Consider the following 18,363-nt stretch of genomic DNA (forward strand, 5'->3'; position numbering starts at 1 on the left):
GAGACTCTTGTCGCTTAAATTATTCTTTTATTAATATTTTCTTTAAAAACATAAATCATTTTTTGAACATCATTAAGCCTATCTAGCAATGGCTTATTTATTTCTTCAGAAATAAATTCTAGCTTTTCGCATAAGATAAGTTGAGTTTGAAGTTCATAAGAAGAGCCATATGCAATATTTAAAAAATAGTAAAATTCTTTTTCTCTTTCTCTTCCAGCACCTTCTGCTATATTGGAAGAAATTGAAACAGCAGATCTTTTAATTTGTGAAGAAAGTCCATACTTTTCATCATTTGGCATATTTGCTAATGCTTTATAGACGTCAACACATAAATCAATTGAATCATTCCAGATTTTCAATTTTTTAATATTATGCATAATCTTACCCTTAATTTAGTTCTTTACTAGTCTCTTAGTCTCGAGTCTTTACATCTCAAGTCTAATTCCTAAGTGGTTTTCCGTTTTGCAACATATACTGAATTCTCTCTAAGGTCTTTCTCTCGCCGCAAAGCTGAAGGAAAGTTTCTCTTTCAAGATTCAATAAGTATTGTTCGGTAACGACCGTTGGTTCGGAAAGATTTCCTCCAACCATTACGTTGGCTAGTTTGTCTGCAATTTTCTTGTCGTGTGCTGAGATGAAATTTCCGGTCAACATCTGGTCTGTTCCTACATAGAACATACCTAAGGCATCTTTACCAAGAACTTTCACTTTTTGCTCTATAGGTTGAGTATATCCCTGTTCTGCCAGTAGTTTTGCTACTTTCTTAGCTTCTGCAATCTGTCTGTTTTTGCTAACGGAAACGATGTCTTTCCCTTTTTCAAGAATTCCCATATCGTAAGCTTCGTAAGCGGAAGTTGCCACTTTACCCATTGCGATATTCATGAAAGCTTCACGAAGTCTGTTATTTTTAACATCATCACTGTGGAATTCTCTTGAAGTTCTTAAGGTCAATTCCTTTGTTCCACCACCACCAGGAATTACACCAACTCCGGTTTCTACCAATCCGATGTACGTTTCAGCTGCTGCAACCACTCTGTCTGCGTGCATGGTCATTTCGCAACCACCACCAAGAGTCATTCCGTGAGGTGCAACCACTACAGGGATAGAAGAGTAGCGAACTCTCATCATCGATTTTTGGAAATAAGCAATGGCCATATTCAAATCATCCCAGTCCTGCTCGATAGCCATCATCAGGATCATGGCAAGGTTGGCGCCCACAGAGAAATTCGTTCCCTGGTTCCCAACGACCAATCCGTCGTATTCTTTTTCAGCTAAATCAATGGCTCTGTTCAATCCGTCAAGGACTTCGCCTCCAAGAGAGTTCATTTTAGAACGGATCTCGAAGTTGATAATTCCGTCACCCAGATATTCAATAGCCGCCCCTGAATTGCTCCAAAGTGTTTTGTTTTTTCTGATGTTATCTAAAATAATAAAGGCATCCTGACCTGGAATTTTGTTGTATTCTCCTGAATTTTTATCAACGAAAATACTCTGACCTTCATCATTTACTTTATAGAAAGTTTCTACATTTTTAACCCAGTCTGAAACTTCATAACCTGCGTCTTTTGCCAGTTCAATACCTTTCTGAACTCCTACAGCATCCCAGATTTCAAATGGACCATTTTCCCATCCGAAACCTGCTCTCATAGCGTCGTCTATTTTGTAGACTTCGTCAGAAATTTCAGGAACTTTATGAGAAACGTACGCGAATAATGCACCCAACGATTTTCTATATAATTCTCCTGCTTTATCTTTTCCACCAATTAAAACTTTGAATCTGTCAATTGGTTTATCAATATTTTTAGTTAATTCTAATGTAGGGAACGATGATTTTCCCTGAAGCTCATATTCTAAAGTATCAAGATTTAAAGCATGAATTTCAGATTTTCCTTCTGCATTTTTCACCTTTTTGTAGAAACCTTGTTCTGTTTTAGAACCCAGCCATTTATTATCCATCATGGTCTGGATATAGCTTGGAAGAGCAAAAACATCATTGAAATTATTGGCTTCGGCACCGCTTTGGCGAACACCATTAGCAACCATCACCAAAGTATCCAGACCTACAACATCCGCTGTTCTGAAAGTTGCTGATTTTGGACGCCCGATAACAGGACCTGTTAATTTATCAACTTCAGAAACGGTTAATCCTAATTTCTGTACGTTGTGAAGAAGATCCATCATGGAGAAAACTCCGATTCTGTTGGCAATAAATGCTGGAGTATCTTTGGCTAAAACTGTAGTTTTACCTAAGAATTTAGCTCCGTAAGTCATGTAGAAATCTACAATTTCCGGATCTGTATCATGGGTTGGAATAATCTCTAAAAGAGGAAGATATCTTACCGGATTGAAGAAATGCGTTCCCGCAAAATATTTTTTGAAATCATCGCTTCTTCCTTCCGTTAAGAAATGGATAGGAATTCCTGATGTATTAGAAGATATTAATGTTCCCGGTTTTCTGAACTGTTCAATTTTTTCATAAACAGATTTCTTAATGTCAAGTCTTTCAACGACAACTTCAATGATCCAGTCTGTATTTTTGATCTTCTGAAGATCATCATCAAAGTTTCCTACTTTAATTCTATCTGCAAATTTTGGAGAATAGAGAAGGGCAGGACTCGCTTTTTTCAGTTTCTCAAAGTTTTCAGAAGCAATTCTGTTTCTTACCACTTTGTCATCTTTGGTCAAACCTTTTTTCTGTTCAGCTTCCGTCAGTTCAAAAGGAACGATATCCAATAGAGACACTTCCACACCAATGTTGGCGAAATGTGCCGCAATACCGCTACCCATAATTCCTGAACCAAGAACCGTTACATGTTTGATTCTTCTTTTCATTATAATTTATTTTCTGTTATTTAATAATTCGTTTGCAATTTTCATGATTTCGGACATGACCTCCTTAAAGGTTTCAATTTTCTCAGGAGCAATCTTCTCCATCACCTTCTTGTTGAAATTAACGACCACTTCTTTTGACATGTTTCTTGAATTCAGGCCTTTATCTGTAAGCTTGATGATCACCTCCCTTTTATCGGCAGTGGTCTTTTCCTTATAGATATATCCGTTGTCTTCCAGAAGCTTGATGATTCTGGTTAAAGAGGTGGGTTCAATCGCCATTTTAGGACCTAAGTTTGTACTTCGGGTACCTTCCTTGGGATCAATTTTAAGAAGGGTGAGGGCTTGTACAGCTGTAGAATCATGCTCTTGAGCAAGTTCTGTATACATTTTTGAAACAGCCAACCAGGTCTGTTTTAAAACTAAATCTACGTTTTCTATTTTTTCTCTATTATTATCCATCATTTATGTACGAATGGTGTTACCCAAATTTAGTAAATATTATGCATGCATAGTATTTATTAACGTTAAATTTTGTTAATAACTTGATAGTAAGTAGGTTAAATTGTATGATTAGCATAATACTATGCATGCATAGTATGTGAAATATTTAGTAAAAACATAGTATTAATGAATGTTTCTAACGAAATCAACTATTTTTTCGAAAGATTCGTATTGTTGCTTCGTAGTACCGCTGAGGATTTCCCAAAAACCATCTTTGTACTCAAAATGCAGTGATGAAAGGTCTTTTTCGAAGTTTTTCTGCAGCAAAGAATAGAGCATTTCCTTGTGAACCTGCGGAGCGGTAATGAAAGGGGGGATGAAATTCTCATTCACCTGAAATAAGGAAACATTGGTGAGTTCATCATGCTGAAGTAATACGTCTTCTACGAGTCCGGAGAAAAGCTGACTATCTTTTACATACCATATTTTGTCTGCAAACTCTTTGGCCAGTCTCCAGTCGTGGGAAGAAAACAAAATAATTTTATTCTGCTCTTTGGCCAGTCTGCGAAGTGTTTTTAAGATGATAAGCTTGTTTTTTTCATCCAGATGCGTTGTGGGTTCATCCAGTATGATAACAGGAGAGCTTTGGGTAATAGCACGTCCGATGAATGCTTTCTGCAGATTTCCGTCTGAAAGGTTTTTAAGAAGGGTATGTTTGTACTGTGCAAGATCCAGCTCCTCTATGATATGAGAAACCTCTTCTCTGTCCTCTTTTTTAAGCTCAAAATAAAAAGGATAATAAATGTATTTGCCTAATGAAATAAGGTCTTCAACCGTATAATGCAGCGGAACATTTGATTTTGAAAAAACGACGGCAATATTTTCTGCAATTTCTTTAACGGAAAGGGTTTTTATGTTTTTTTGATGAATTAAAATTTCTCCGCTTAACAGAGAAACCTGATGTAATATAGATTTAATAAGCGTTGTTTTTCCTACACCGTTATTTCCAATCAGAAGGCATACGTCGCCCAGTTTCAGACCTGCATGAGCATTTGAAATTAAGGTGGTGTCGTAGCCAATATTGGCGTTTCTGATTTCTAGATGCATTGGCTTGTTGGTTATTGCAAAGGCGTAATTCTTTTTACAAAAATACTGTTTTTAAGACGCAAGGAATTCGACTCCGTCAAATTTTATGCTGTTATAATTTATAAATGATTGACCATTCTGGTGACACCGTTTTTAAAAACATCAGATTGGAAGTTTAATAGCAAACCTAATTTGCAATCTGTCATTTTTAAATAGGTCAAAAGCTGAGCTTTATGAGTTGAGTTGATATAGTCTACCGTTTTTATTTCTAATATTAATTTATTCTCAATGATAATATCTAACCTGAAGGCGTTTTCAATTTTTAAATCTTCATATATAATAGGGAAGAGCTTTTGCCTTTCGATCCATAAACCTGTCTTTGATAGTTCATAAAAAAGACACTCTTCGTAAACGTGTTCAAATAATCCGGCTCCAAGTTTTTTGTGGATTTTTAAACCTGCATCAAAAACTACTTTTGATAATTCATTTTCTGTCATTGTGCTGTGTTTTTATACTAATAAAGGGATGGTTGGTAAATTGCAAAGGCGCAAAGTTTTTAATTTTTATGCTGTTTTAAGGCGCAAGAAAATCAAAGATTTTTAGCAAGTATACCATTATAAATATCCAGTTACAATTTTATCGAAGATAAAATCCTTGCGCCTTAATACATAATCCATATCAATTTCTTGGCGCCTTTGTGAATCACCAACAAATCAGATCTTTTTCGGAATTTCAGATAGATCAATTATTCTTAATTCTTTTAAAAATCTTTCATCTGTAAAATCAGCGAGCGTAATTTTTATTTTCCCACATATTTTACAAATCTCTCAGATCTTATTAACAGTTTAAAAATTAAAAATTTACTCATTCACTTTTAAACCTTATTCTGCTTCAAAAGCATCAATAAAATCACAGGAATTCCAAATACAGAACTGATCACATTCAGAGGAATCTGTGTTTTTTCTGCTATTACCGAGAACAGCATCATGACCAGCATTCCGAGAAACATATTGAGGATCCACTGTTGCCATAATTTGGACGGATTATAGATCAGTCTGCAGAAATGCGGAACAATGATCCCGATAAATAATATAGGGCCCAGAAATGCAGTTATAGAGGCAGAAAGTAGGGAAGAGGCTGCAATGATCAGGATCTTTAGCTGATTGAGATTGACTCCCAAACTCTGTGCATAAGAAGTTCCCAATGAATTTCCAATCAAGGGCTTTATTGTTTTAAAACAGAAAAAGAGTCCTACAAAAACCAGAACAGACAAAACATAAATCTGGTTTCTGGTCACCATATTATTGGCTCCAAAAGACCATAAAATATAGTTTTTAAGACTTTGATTTTCTGCATAGAACTGCAATAAAGAAACGACTGCACCGGCAAATGCTGAAACAAGGAATCCAAAAATGATCAGATAAGATTTATCCTGAAATTTATTCGATATGGAAAGCAGGACCAGCATCAGCACAAGACTTCCCACAATGGCTGAAAGACTGAGAAAACTGTTCTGCAGAAATTCAGGAATCAGGAAATCATGGGAAAAGAAAATGTAAAATGCAACAGACAAACTGGCTACAGAAGTGATTCCCAATATATCGGGTCCGGCCAGCGGATTTTGAAAGTATTCCTGCATCAGAAAACCTGACGTCGGAATTGAAATACCTGCCAGAAGCATCACAAGAACACGGTTAATCCGGATCTCAGCAATCTGACTTTGCGCAGAATCCTGAAAAAAATCCTCCAGTTTTAAACTTAAAAATCCTGTGTTCAGGTTGATGACCGCAGTAAAAATAATGGCGGCTGTCAGAAGTAAACACAGGATTTTAAATTTTTTTGACATTATTCAGAAAGAATCTGGATATTTTATTTTAAAAGGGCTTCGACTTTGGAATTCAAGGTTTCTTCAGTCATCATGCCTAAGTACTCATCTGTTTTATCTCCTTTTCTTAAATACGTAAAAGGAATTGAACCGCCGTCCCACTGCTTGAAATTATCTTTGAAAAAAGTCTGATCTAATTTTTGACCATCTAAAAGAATGATGTTAGCAGCAAGATTATTTTCCTGTGCAAATTTCTTCACAGAAGTGTTCCACTCAGATTTATCATCAAGATTGATAAAAGTAAATTTTACCGGTTTGCCTTTCAGTTCCTCCATTTTGTTCTTAAAATGAGGGATTTCTCTCATACATGGTCCACACCATGTAGCGAAAAAGTTGGTCACATACAAAGTGTCATTCTTTTGCGCTAAATATTTCCCAAGATTCTCCGGAGAAAGTTCTTTTGAAGTATAGGCACCCGTTGCAGAAGCCGTATTTTCTGTTACCGAAACTGAATCTGTCACAGCCGTATCCTCTATTTTATGACCTTCTTTTTTACAGCTGTAAAGAGCGGTGAGAATAAGCGTGGATAAAATTATCTTCTTCATAAATTATTTTTTGACTATTTTTGAATTGAAGTATGGAACAACAAATCTATAAAGGGAAACTGATACAGTTTCATCCGTTAAAAGTAACGAAAAAGGAACAACTGACCAAAAATACTTTTTCTCTGGAATTCGATATTCCCGAGAATTTACAGGAGAATTTCAAGTTTGAAGCAGGACAGTATGTAAGCATAAAATTTATGGCGAACGGAGAGGAAGTCATCAATGATTATTCAATGACTTCAGCTCCCTATGAAAAAAAGATATGCCTCGGCATCAAAGTGAACTCATCCAAAGGAGCCACTTCAGAATTGTTCAGGAATTATAAGGTTGGGGACGAATTGATGGTAGGAGAACCTTCCGGAAGATTTACCCTTGTTTCTAAGCCCAGCGAATTCAGAACAATTGCCGCTTTTGCGGCAGGTATTGGAATTACTCCGATTTTAAGTCATTTTAAAAATATTCTTCATACAGAACCACGTACCAGACTTTTTTTGTTCTTTGGAAATAAAAGTTCGGAGGAGCTTATCTATAGAGAACAATTGGATCATCTTGCGAAAACCTGGGGAGAAAGACTGCAAATTTTTTACTTTTTTTCACAGGAGAAAACGGCCGACCAGTTTTTCTTCGGAAGGCTGGATGAAAAAAAACTCAACCTGATCATTAACCAGATTCTGCATCTGGATGATACCGACGAGGAATCTACCATCTGGGATGCAGTAGATGAAGTGTTGATCTGTGGTAAAGGAGAGATGATAAAATCGCTGGCTAATGCATGCTATCATCACGGGATTCCGAAAAAGAATATCCATTTTGAGCTTTTTGAAGAATATAATGACGATATTTATCCTGTAGAAAAGGAATTTCCTCTGATCGAAGATGTAGAAGTAGCGTTTAAGATTTTTGGAAAAGATTACCAAACACATCTTCCTGATAACAGGGAGAAAATCCTGCAACAGCTTTTGATCCAGAAATTTCCGGTTCCTTATTCATGTAAATCAGGAATCTGCGGAAGTTGTGAATGTTATCTTGAAGAAGGAGAAGTGGAACTTCTTGAAAATGAATATCTGACGGAAAAAGAGGAGGCACAGGGGAAAATACTAGCGTGTATGTCGATTGTAAAAAGTAAGAAAATAAAGCTTAACTTTGACCTTAGTTGAGAATTATTAGGAACATATTTAACTTAACTTTTATATCAGCAGAAATAGGAATTCTGGTGATATGTCTGTGTAATGCCTGGGTTTTCGGGTTGACGAACGGGCGTACCTATACCAAAATATCCAAAATTCCTCCACGTGAAATTGCATTAGTTCTGGGAACTTCTCCCAAAATGAGATCAGGACTTTCCAATCCGTATTTTACGAAAAGAATGGATGCTGCCGCACTTTTATATCATCATGGAAAAATCAAGAAAATCATTGTAAGCGGGGAGAAGAGTAAAGGATATAATGAACCTGCTGCGATGAAGAATTATCTGGTCAATCAGGAAGGAGTTCCCGGTGATATCATTGTAGAAGATCCGAAAGGATTCAATACCTACAAAAGTATTCTGCGTTGTAAAGACGTTTACAAAAAGAAAGATGTGATCATTGTTTCACAGGGTTTTCATAACCTCCGTGCGTTGTTTTTTGCAAGGAATAACAATATGAATGCGCTGGGATTTGACGCACAGGATGTTACAAAACCTGAAAGTTACTACAGAAACCAAGCCAGAGAAGTACTCGCCAGAGTGATTGCTGTAGTCTATTTCATATTGGGAATTTCTCCTGATTAGAAAGGATATCCGAATGCAATATTCAGGGTAGGCTTGAAAGGCTGGAAATTCTTAAACCTCCATCGGTCTCCCTCAGGTTTGTTCGGGTCATAGATCTTATAAGCTAAGTCAAGTCTGAATGTGATATAAGCCACGTTTACCCTTAAACCCAATCCGCTTCCTATTCCCATCTGTCCTAAGAATTTATTGAATTTAAATTCATCCCCATAGTTGCCGCTTTCACCAGCTTTTCTAATACTCCAGGTGTTTCCTATATCGGTAAATACAGCCCCTTCATACATTTCATTAAATGGAATCCTGTATTCTATATTGGTAGTTAGCTTTACGTTGTTTGTCATATAAGTACGAACTCTTTCATCGATCTGAGAGTCTGAAGGACCAAGTCCCCCAAATGCTACCCACGCTCTGATATCATTTGATCCACCGTTGAAATAAGACTTAATAACAGGCATGTCTTTAGAGTTCCCGTAAGGAATACCTACTCCAATGAACTGACGTAAAACTAACGTCTGATTGCCATTAAATTTAAAATATTTTCTGGTATCAATATCAAATTTTACAAATTGGGCATAAGGAATTCCGAAGATCGTTCTCTGCGGGCTTGCTACAACACCTCCGGCATCTCTTTTTTGATTGAAGATGCTTAAAATGTTACCTGCAAGCTCTACTTTTCCATTAAAATAGAAGGCGTTCGGATAATCTTTTTTACCGATCTCACTATACACAAAATTATAGATCATGGAAGAAATAAGGATATCCTGAGTTTGTCTGTCTTTATTAACAAGAGTACCTTTGAATGCTGTAAGAAGATCCTGTCCTTTCTGATCAAGTGTCCCCTCATAATTAGTGTCATTAACGATCTGTTTTGAAATATTATCGATGCTTAGCTGCCCTGAAAGGAACTGTTGTTCAAGCTCTGGTGGTTTAGTGGCAAAATAGCTGGCAAACATATCTCTTCTGATAAACTCGTCATTGGCAAAATAATCATAATAAGCATCTTTGTTTTTCGTAAGACTGACCTGGGTATTGAAAAGGGTAAGTCTGTGTGATACCTGATCATTAACAGTGGCCTGGTAATTCAACCCTGTATTAAAGTTAACTCTTCCCAAGCCGATGTTATTCTGTATGGATGCTCCCAAAAGAATGGAAGAGGTCGGTGTATATCTTTTCGGAAGAATCTTATAATAATTAAACGGCAGAAGAAGTCTTGGGAAATTCAGGGAAGCCTGCGCTGAAATTTCGTAAGCAAGATCTCTTTTGTCAATATTTTTAGTACTTCTTATGGAACCGAATGTTCCGGAAATGCTGGTCGAAAGGTTTTCTGCCCCTCTGAAAACATTTCTCGTCGTAAGATCTACAGAAGGTGATACCCCAAGATTCAGGAGCTGGGAGTAGTTGATATCTGTTCCTAGTTTAAGTTCATATTTCGGAAGGGGTTTCAATATATAAAGAACATCAACGATACTGTCATTAGGTGAAGTACCTCCGCCTCTTCTTAAAGAATCTCTGGCTTTCAGAATACTGAAGTTATTCATCGCAATGAAATTTCTTTTTGTAAGATCAAGATTTTTTTGGTCGTAAACTTTCTTACTGTCCACAATGACTGCTCTCCACAAGGAGGATGTTTTGTAGCTGTTGTCCATTTTATGGAACCTGATTCTTCTTAAGCTGTCTTTGACCGTATTTTTAGGAAAATCACCCGCTTCATTAACGATGGCCACATCTATATTTCCTATTGTCGCTACTTTGTAAGGATGATCCGCTGAATCTTTATGGATCTCCAGTGTAAGGGGAACCTGTTTTTTACTTTTCAGGGAATCTGCTACAAAATAAATCTCTTCATTGGAGCTGTTAAATCTATAATATCCGTTTTCACGCATCAGATCAGTAATTCTTGCCACTTCTTTTTCAAGAACAGTCTGGTCAAGCCTCTGTCCGGATCTGATAAGGCTTTTGTCTAGTTTCTGCCAGTAAAGACCTTTAACAGTAGGATCGGTAATATTATAATAGTAATCCTTAATATAGGTAGGATCGTTATGTTTAATGATGTAATTAACGGTTGCTTTCCTGGATGCAGAATCGAGAGAATGTTTTAAATGTACGTCAGCATCCCAAAAACCTCTGTAGGTAAGCCTTTTTTCGATAGATTCTATGCTTTTTTCACTTCTGGTCTGATCCAGAATTATGGGTGGAGTTCCCCAACTGTGAAGTAAACGGTCTAAAAATAGCGTTTTTCCCACACTGCTTTTCATATTATATTTAAGGAAAAGAGAATCTCTCAGTTTTTGGTTTCTCATTTCGCTGGGATAGGTCATGTACTCATTGAGCAATGTATCATATTTAGGATTAGCCATATTATAAAATCCTAAACTCAGCGGAGCGAACAAAAGCTGCTTTTTATTGGGCTTCTGCTGTACGTAATTTTTCAGTTCTTCATCGATGGATTCTTTCTTATCTTCAAACTCAAAGCTGTTCTTAGTAAGCAAATATTCACCTTCCGGAACTTTTTTTGTTGTACTACAGGCATAAAGGAGACCAACAAATGTTGCGAATGAAATAATTTTATAATATTTTTGAGGAGAATACTTATAATGCTTACAGCTCATACAATAAAAATTTTACAGTCTTTAGATAAAAAGAAGTTCAGACAAAAATACAATTTGTTTTTGGTTGAAGGTAATAAAATCATTAATGAACTTCCTGAATCTAATTTTAAAGTTAAAGAAATATTTTCTACCGATCCGCAAAAACTGGACCGGAAAGATATTCCCGTTATCCAGATCACTGAAAACGAGCTGAAAAAAATCAGCTTCCTTAAAACGCCTAAAGATTCCGTAGCCGTGTGTTATCTGCCGGAAGAAGAAAAGAAGGAGGATCAGAATGTTCAGTTAGTTTTGGATGGAATCCAGGATCCGGGGAATTTGGGAACCATGATCCGTTTGGCAGATTGGTTCGGAATAGAGCAGATTATCTGCAGCGAGGATACGGTTGATTTTTACAATCCAAAAGTGATCCAGGCTACTATGGGCTCTTTTACCAGAGTTAATATAGTATATACAGATCTTGTTGAATATCTTTCGAAAACGGAGAATATGAATATAGGAACGGATATGGAAGGAGAAAATATTTATACTTTTGAAAGACCTGAAAAAATAAACCTGATCCTTGGTAATGAAGGAAACGGGATGCGACCGGAAACGGAGAAACTTCTGCAGAAATGCATCACCATTCCAAGGTTTGGAAAATCCCAGTCTACAGAAAGCTTGAATGTTTCTATGGCTGCGGGAATTATTTTGGGACAATTGTTTTCGGAGTCTAAATTTCAATAGAAATTAGAGGTTAGAAGCTAGATATTAGAGGTTAAAAATAAAATATTCTCATTGTTGAACTTTAGATTATTCTAAAAAACCAATAATGGTATTTGGACTTTTATCAACTCATTTCTAATATCTAGCTTCTAATTTCTATATTATATTAACTGTTCTAAACTGGAAACGCTTTTATTTTTCTGATACACCTCTAATTTCTTTCTGACATATTTCAATGCAATAGGAGCGAGGTAGATCATCGCAGCACCCAGAAGTTTTTTCTTCCAGTTCGGGCTTTTCATGTTCTTTTTGGCGTAATTGCCCACTACTGCAGTGATGCCTAATTTGATCAGGCTATCCGTGACATTACCACCCAATGCGGTGCTTGCAATACCTACAGCAGTTTCTTTATTGATGAACATATCCTTTACTTCGGAGGTCAGGTGTCTGGCAATAACATCTTTACGAAGAACTACTTTTTCATCGCCGTCTTCATCTACTTTTTCCTGCAGATACTGGTCTGTAAGGCCATTGGTGAATGCACTCAAACTCTCTTTTGTATTTTTAAAGGTAAGTAGGTTTTCAAGGTCATTAACCTCAGCCTGGAGCAGCTTTTTCTTTCTTCTCAGTTCTTCAATGCTTTCGTATTTTCTGCTCATAGCTTAATGATTTAAAAATTTAATAACCTGATCTGCGACCATATTAACAAGCTTATTTTTAAAAGCAATAATAAACGCCATTACTATAACATAAAATCCAGCGACAATCAAGAATCCGTAAGACGTATTATCAAGTGCCTTACCGATAAGAAATGCCATTCCAAAATTAAAAAGGATAATAAAAAAAGTAAAAGCAACTAGCAGCACTACAAAGTAGGTAATGAGCCCTGCAGAAAGAGAGGATTTTTCGGTAGCTTCAATTTTCAGAAGATCTATTCTCTTTGATGCATATTCTTTAATAGTCTCTATCATTGTTTTTTTTTAAAGTTACAAAAAAAGGAACTTTCGTGCCAAAAGTTCCTTCCCATAATTTACTCAAAAAATAAACTATTTATTTTTTAAGATCATTCAGTTCCGCTTCTACATCCTTTACTACGTCTGCAGTTTTGGAAACAATCTGATCTTTGTACTTGTCATATCCATCTTTGACCGTGTGGGCTACACTACTTGCTGTTTCTTTGAAAGTAGAAGAGATGTTACCATACTGATCTTTTACTTTTTCAGAAACTTCACCGTACTTGTTTTTAGCCTGATCTTTTAGGTCTTCTGCTTTATCTTTGATTTTTTTTCTGGTTTCTTTACCTTCTTCTGGTGCATAAAGCATTCCTAAGATTACACCCGCTGCAGCACCTGCAAGAAGTCCTGCTAATATACCTGCTGTATTTTTTCCGTTTTTAGACATTTTAAGCTTTTTTAATAGTTAATAAATATTAGTTTTTTACTGCCATGAAATGTACAATTTGTATACCAAAGGAGGGCTTGTGCCTATTAAAAATTGTTAAATCTTTTTGATGTGAGATAAAATCAGATCTATCGTTTCCTCTTTTGTAAGCTCTGTATTGTCAATAACAATAGCATCTTCAGCCTGCTTTAAAGGGGCGATTTCCCTTTCACTGTCGATCTTATCACGATCTATAAGGTTTTGCTTTACCTGATCTCTGTCTGCCTGAATTCCTAAGCTTGCCAGTTCAAAATATCTTCTGTTGGTTCTTTCGTCTATACTGGCAGTAAGAAAAAATTTATAGTCCGCATTTGGCAGAACTACTGTCCCTATGTCACGTCCGTCCATAATAATGCCACCTTTTTCTGCCAGCGAACGTTGTGAATGAAGCAGGAAATCGCGCACTTCTTTCTGTTTGGCAACAACACTTACATTGTCTGAAACTTCATGGGTACGAATTTGTTTGGAAATATCAATATGATTGAGATAAAGAACCAGCTCGCCGTCATTATTTCTGAATTCAAGTTCTATCTGGTCTAATGAAGAAAACAGTTCCTGAAGATTGATGGAGCCATTCTCATCCATAGAGTTCTGTAAGGCAAACCATGTAACTCCCCTGTAAAGCGCACCGGTATCCAGATGTATAAGACCCAGTTTATCGGCAATGACTTTAGAAATTGAACTTTTTCCGGTAGACGAGTACCCATCGATAGCTATTACAGGTTTTTTCATACCGCAAATTTCAAGAATTTTTTTAAAAAATCAAGACAACGCAGAAAAAAATATTTATTATTCTAAAGATTTTTTATTGAAAGCTATTCTCCTGCGTGACTGCTAAGGTCCATAGAGATGCCTATCTGGTTCACATTGGAAGAGTTATGGTAGCGAACATGAGCGTAGTCTATTCGGAATCTTCTCAGCTTAATTCCAAATCCACCTGAAAGTCCTGAGAAGTTTCTCTGATCTGCTACGGCAAGTTCATTTCCTCTTTTTGCATTATAACCTAGTCTGATATTAAATGCTTTTTCCGGAAAAAGTTCTGCTCCGATAGAAAAGTGATCTGCCACTTTTCTTCCGAAACCGACTTCCTGTCCGTTTACATTAAATTCCGAAGAAATATCAAACTGCTGAAGATCGTGGGCGGTAATGGTAACAGCCAAAGGAATGGCTTTAAGGATTCTTGTATATCCCATATCTACCCTGAACGGAAGATTTTCTCTTGTTCCGTTAAAAGATTTCAGTTGAAAACCGAAATTTCTCATAACAAGGGAAAGGACTTCTTTATTCTTTTTATTATGGTAGGTAACTCCTGCTGTCCCTGAAACTGCAGAAGAAGTATAGTTGTCGATTTTGGAAGTGATGAAATTGATGCCTCCACCAATGGTCCAGTCTTCTTCGAACTGATAGGCATAACCAGCGCCAATGGCCACGTCTGAAGCTTTGAATTCTCCATTTTCGTAACCGCTTTCATCGGTTCTGGGAATACTTCCGTAAGTCATGTATCTGGCATTGATGGTAGCCATATGCCCGTTATCGAAATCTCTGGCATAGGAGACTGTACCGTATTTAGAGTCAGCAAGGTAAGCTGCGGCGTTCACTGAAAGCTGTTTGTCTGAATCTTTATTTAATAGAGCCGGGTTTGCAATAGCAAAGGAAACATCATGGTCTCTGATAGAAATTGCATCACCACCCAGGGCAGCCTGTCGGGCAGATACAGGGATGTTTAAGAAAGGATAAACATTTGTTCCTGTTTGTGCATAAGAAACAATTCCTGACAGAAATAATGAAAAAATGACAATTTTCTTCAATTCAATTTATAATTAATGCAAAAATAATCCTTTTTCGTACTTATCAAAATATTTCTGACATTATTTCTACGTAAATATTTTTCTTTTTTCAATATTTTTAATGATTATATTTGCAAAATCAAATTTCGGAGAAAATTACTCCGGTAAAGTTTATTAAAAATTAAAGATGAAATATAAAAGAATCCTTCTAAAACTGAGTGGCGAGGCCTTAATGGGGAACAGACAATATGGTATAGACAATGAAAGACTGCAGGAATACGCTGCTGAAATCAAAACCGTAGTAGACAAAGGCTGCGAAGTTGCGATCGTCATTGGAGGAGGAAATATTTTCCGTGGAGTAGCAGGAGCTGCAAAAGGAATGGACAGAGTGCAGGGTGATTATATGGGAATGCTGGCAACAGTAATCAACGGAATGGCGCTTCAGGGAGCTCTTGAAGATGCAGGAATCAAAACAAGACTTCAGTCTGCCATCGAAATGGATAAAGTAGCTGAGCCTTTCATCAAAAGAAAAGCAGTAAGACACCTTGAGAAAGGGAGAGTAGTGATCTTTGGTGCCGGAACAGGAAATCCTTATTTTACAACGGATACAGCTGCAACATTAAGAGCTATCGAAATCGGGGCTGATGTGATCTTAAAAGGGACAAGAGTAGACGGGATTTATGACATGGATCCTGAAAAGAACGCAGATGCTGTAAAATATAACTCCTTGTCATTCGACGAAGTATATGCTAAAAACCTTAAAGTAATGGATATGACTGCCTTCACTTTAAGCCACGAAAATAAATTGCCGATTATTGTATTCGATATGAATAAAGACGGGAATTTAGAGAAGATTGTTGATGGTGAAAATGTAGGAACTTTAGTTGATTTATAGGTAGCCAGGTGGCAGATAGTAGGTTGCAGGTAATTTGAAGATTTAGAAATTACGGATTGCTTATTATTCATTACTGATCATTTATATTTATCAATCATCATTTATAAAAATGTGTAATTTATCAAATTTTAACTATATAATGGAAGAATTAGATCTTATATTAGAATCTGTAAAGCACGACATGGATGGGGCTGTAAAGCACCTGGATCATGCATTTCAAAGAATTAGAGCAGGACGTGCTTCTACGTCTATGGTTCAGGATGTCATGGTAGAATATTACGGAGCTCCGACTCCTATTAACCAGGTTGCTAACGTTTCTGTGCCTGATGCGATGACGATCTCTATCCAGCCTTGGGACAGAACGGCTATCGGTGCTATTGAAAAAGCGATTATCAATTCAAATTTAGGTTTTGCACCTTCTAATAACGGGGAAAATATTATCCTTAACGTTCCGCCTTTAACAGAAGAAAGAAGAAGGGAACTGGCAAAACAGGCTAAAGTAGAAGCAGAAAATACAAAAATAACGGTAAGAAATGCAAGACAGGATGGTTTGAAAGAACTTAAAAAACTGGAAGGTGTTTCTGAAGATATTCTAAAAGGTGTTGAAGACGAAATCCAGGGTTTTACTGACAAGTATGTGAAGCTTTGCGATGAGCATCTTAAGACCAAGGAAGCTGAAATTATGAAAGTATAATTTTCAAGCTTACAAATATATAAAGCACCTTTTTACAGGTGCTTTTGTTTTATGTTACAACAGGGTGGTTTTGAAAATAGCAACGGCATTTCCTTTGATTTTTACCAGTTCCGGCTTTCCATTGTTTACCGTTACTTTTACATTCACCATTCCCAGGCGATTAATCTGCTCACCTTGTCTGCCATTAAACTCGAAATAATCTTTCTGATAGTTTACCAGTTGATTCTGTACCAGATATCCTCCTAACGGGCCATTTGCATTTCCGGTTACGGGATCTTCTGTAATTCCTATGGCGGGGGCAAACATTCTTCCGTAGGTCAGGATATCCTCATGATCGGAATCAAATGTAAATACAAAATAGCCATTACATCCTATTTCCTTACTTAATGCAGTCAGAGCGGTCATATCAGGCTGAAGCCTGTTCAGCTTTTCTCTGCTTTTTATGCCAACCATCACTTTAGAGTGTCCGGTAGAATCGATCTGTATGGGACAGTTTTCTTCAAGGTCAGAAGAATCCAGGTGTAGTGCGGAAAGCAGTTTTTGAGTGGTTTTATCATCGAATTCCGGACTTAATGTAAAAGATCCCTGTGTCATGGTGATTTGATAATCATCATCTGTTTTTTCGACTTCAACAGGAAGGATTCCAATTTTAGTACGAATCCGCAAAGTACAGGAGCTAAGATTATCCTCCAGTGCTTTGGCATAAAGTGCTGCAATCGTAGCATGTCCACATGACGGAACTTCTATAGATGGAGTGAAATACCGGATCATATAATCACTTTCGTCGTCTGCAGGCGAAAAAATAAAAGCTGTTTCTGAGTTATTAAGCTCCTTTGCTATTGCCTGCATATTTTCATCACTCAGTCCATCTGCATTAAGGACAACACCAGCTGGGTTTCCTTTAAACTTTTCCGTAGTAAAAGAGTCTATCTGATAAATTAGGGTGTTCTTCATATCTAAGAGTACTATTGAACTGTAAATATACTGAGTGTTTTTATTGAATAAGTTGTCAATTGATAATTATATTTTAAAAAAAAGTTTTTGACATCCGGATTCCTGGCAATGGACATGATGAAGAAATTCCGAAAGACTTGCAGGTAAAAAAAAAGACTTTCAATAGAAAGTCTCTCGATATATTTTTATTGGTCTCAGAAATAGTTAAAACTATGCACTTTAGTGCATTTTACTTTCAGTTTCTAAAAATGTTATCTTTGTTTTGTGGATTATCAACGTAGCAATGGTCATAGTGTAAGTAGGTTAACAGCACATATTGTATGGGTTACTAAATATCGTTTTCCAGTATTGGAGGGTGATATTAAATTACGCTGTCGTAGTATTTTGCTTCAAATTTGCCAGGCAGAAGATATTAGAATTTTGAAAGGAGTTGTCTCTAAAGATCATGTTCATATGCATATAGAATATCGCCCTAATCAAGATATAAGTAGTCTTGTTAAACTATTCAAAGGTCGAAGCTCTAGGAAACTTCAAATTGAATTTCCTGAATTGAAACAACGTTATTGGGGACGTCATTTTTGGGCAATAGGATTTGGTTGTTGGAGCACTGGCAATATTACGGATGAAATGCTTAACGAGTATTTGGAACATCATCGAAACCCAACTGATCAAGACCAAAGTAATTTTATCATTGAGTAGTAATACTCGAATCGTGGACTTTAAGT

At 36.6% G+C, this 18,363-nt stretch carries 20 protein-coding genes; 6 read left to right on the top strand and 14 right to left on the bottom strand.

All coding sequences use genetic code 11. The features are described from left to right. Positions 1–14: 14 nt before the first annotated feature. From HHL23_RS07940 to HHL23_RS07970, 7 genes are all read right to left on the bottom strand, one after another. The gene (locus HHL23_RS07940) at positions 15–359 is read right to left on the bottom strand and encodes a four helix bundle protein (protein WP_317174677.1); all 345 of its coding nucleotides are present in this window, start codon (positions 357–359) and stop codon (positions 15–17) included. Between the two features lie 79 nt (positions 360–438). Then, the gene (locus tag HHL23_RS07945; RefSeq protein ID WP_169234273.1) at positions 439–2,832 is read right to left on the bottom strand and encodes a 3-hydroxyacyl-CoA dehydrogenase/enoyl-CoA hydratase family protein; all 2,394 of its coding nucleotides are present in this window, start codon (positions 2,830–2,832) and stop codon (positions 439–441) included. Between the two features lie 6 nt (positions 2,833–2,838). Next, a complete protein-coding gene (locus HHL23_RS07950) occupies positions 2,839–3,291 on the bottom strand; it encodes a MarR family winged helix-turn-helix transcriptional regulator (RefSeq protein WP_034751372.1) in 453 nt (150 codons plus the stop codon). Between the two features lie 165 nt (positions 3,292–3,456). Continuing rightward, on the bottom strand, positions 3,457–4,380 hold the full coding sequence (locus tag HHL23_RS07955) for an ABC transporter ATP-binding protein (protein WP_169234274.1): 924 nt from the start codon (positions 4,378–4,380) through the stop codon (positions 3,457–3,459). Positions 4,381–4,478: 98 nt separating this feature from the next. Continuing rightward, complete coding sequence (locus HHL23_RS07960) at positions 4,479–4,856, bottom strand: GxxExxY protein (RefSeq protein ID WP_169234275.1); 378 nt, start codon at positions 4,854–4,856, stop codon at positions 4,479–4,481. Between the two features lie 377 nt (positions 4,857–5,233). Further along, positions 5,234–6,205, bottom strand: coding sequence for an iron ABC transporter permease (locus HHL23_RS07965; RefSeq protein WP_185194862.1), 972 nt, complete (start codon positions 6,203–6,205; stop codon positions 5,234–5,236). Positions 6,206–6,228: 23 nt separating this feature from the next. Further along, the gene (locus HHL23_RS07970) at positions 6,229–6,789 is read right to left on the bottom strand and encodes a TlpA family protein disulfide reductase (protein ID WP_169234276.1); all 561 of its coding nucleotides are present in this window, start codon (positions 6,787–6,789) and stop codon (positions 6,229–6,231) included. Positions 6,790–6,821: 32 nt separating this feature from the next. Between HHL23_RS07970 and HHL23_RS07975 the strand changes: the two genes are divergently transcribed. Then, on the top strand, positions 6,822–7,946 hold the full coding sequence (locus HHL23_RS07975) for a ferredoxin--NADP reductase (protein WP_169234277.1): 1,125 nt from the start codon (positions 6,822–6,824) through the stop codon (positions 7,944–7,946). 56 nt (positions 7,947–8,002) lie between these two features. After that, positions 8,003–8,560: a SanA/YdcF family protein gene (locus tag HHL23_RS07980; RefSeq protein ID WP_394354152.1), complete on the top strand. Its 558-nt coding sequence runs from the start codon at positions 8,003–8,005 to the stop codon at positions 8,558–8,560. Here HHL23_RS07980 and tamL read toward each other — a convergent pair. Then, complete coding sequence (tamL, locus tag HHL23_RS07985) at positions 8,557–11,166, bottom strand: translocation and assembly module lipoprotein TamL (RefSeq protein WP_169234278.1); 2,610 nt, start codon at positions 11,164–11,166, stop codon at positions 8,557–8,559. The two genes, HHL23_RS07980 and tamL, sit on opposite strands and share 4 nt — an antisense overlap. Between tamL and HHL23_RS07990 the strand changes: the two genes are divergently transcribed. Next, on the top strand, positions 11,152–11,889 hold the full coding sequence (locus tag HHL23_RS07990; protein ID WP_169234279.1) for a TrmH family RNA methyltransferase: 738 nt from the start codon (positions 11,152–11,154) through the stop codon (positions 11,887–11,889). The two genes, tamL and HHL23_RS07990, sit on opposite strands and share 15 nt — an antisense overlap. A gap of 140 nt (positions 11,890–12,029) precedes the next feature. Here the strand turns inward: HHL23_RS07990 and HHL23_RS07995 are convergent, their stop codons facing one another. The 5 genes from HHL23_RS07995 to porQ form a co-directional block, all read right to left on the bottom strand. Then, a complete protein-coding gene (locus HHL23_RS07995) occupies positions 12,030–12,527 on the bottom strand; it encodes a phosphoribosyl-ATP pyrophosphatase (protein WP_169234280.1) in 498 nt (165 codons plus the stop codon). Positions 12,528–12,530: 3 nt separating this feature from the next. After that, positions 12,531–12,839, bottom strand: coding sequence for a phage holin family protein (locus HHL23_RS08000; RefSeq protein ID WP_169234281.1), 309 nt, complete (start codon positions 12,837–12,839; stop codon positions 12,531–12,533). Positions 12,840–12,918: 79 nt separating this feature from the next. After that, positions 12,919–13,269, bottom strand: coding sequence for a YtxH domain-containing protein (locus HHL23_RS08005; RefSeq protein WP_169234282.1), 351 nt, complete (start codon positions 13,267–13,269; stop codon positions 12,919–12,921). A gap of 96 nt (positions 13,270–13,365) precedes the next feature. Next, complete coding sequence (gene cmk / locus HHL23_RS08010) at positions 13,366–14,040, bottom strand: (d)CMP kinase (protein ID WP_169234283.1); 675 nt, start codon at positions 14,038–14,040, stop codon at positions 13,366–13,368. Positions 14,041–14,123: 83 nt separating this feature from the next. Continuing rightward, positions 14,124–15,116, bottom strand: coding sequence for a type IX secretion system protein PorQ (gene porQ / locus HHL23_RS08015; protein ID WP_169234284.1), 993 nt, complete (start codon positions 15,114–15,116; stop codon positions 14,124–14,126). 166 nt (positions 15,117–15,282) lie between these two features. Between porQ and pyrH the strand changes: the two genes are divergently transcribed. Beyond that, positions 15,283–15,990, top strand: a complete 708-nt coding sequence (gene pyrH / locus HHL23_RS08020; protein ID WP_169234285.1) for a UMP kinase — start codon at positions 15,283–15,285, stop codon at positions 15,988–15,990. Positions 15,991–16,129: 139 nt separating this feature from the next. Beyond that, positions 16,130–16,684, top strand: coding sequence for a ribosome recycling factor (gene frr / locus HHL23_RS08025; RefSeq protein WP_169234286.1), 555 nt, complete (start codon positions 16,130–16,132; stop codon positions 16,682–16,684). A gap of 54 nt (positions 16,685–16,738) precedes the next feature. Here the strand turns inward: frr and HHL23_RS08030 are convergent, their stop codons facing one another. Then, positions 16,739–17,638 (bottom strand): PhzF family isomerase, encoded by a 900-nt coding sequence (locus HHL23_RS08030; protein ID WP_169234287.1) that lies wholly within the window; start codon positions 17,636–17,638, stop codon positions 16,739–16,741. A gap of 264 nt (positions 17,639–17,902) precedes the next feature. On the opposite strand from HHL23_RS08030, the gene tnpA reads away from it, so the two are divergent. Further along, the gene (gene tnpA, locus HHL23_RS08035) at positions 17,903–18,337 is read left to right on the top strand and encodes an IS200/IS605 family transposase (RefSeq protein WP_169233276.1); all 435 of its coding nucleotides are present in this window, start codon (positions 17,903–17,905) and stop codon (positions 18,335–18,337) included. Positions 18,338–18,363: the final 26 nt, after the last annotated feature.

Origin of the sequence: Chryseobacterium antibioticum, from assembly GCF_012927325.1 — a bacterium.
Lineage (GTDB): Bacteria > Bacteroidota > Bacteroidia > Flavobacteriales > Weeksellaceae > Chryseobacterium > Chryseobacterium antibioticum.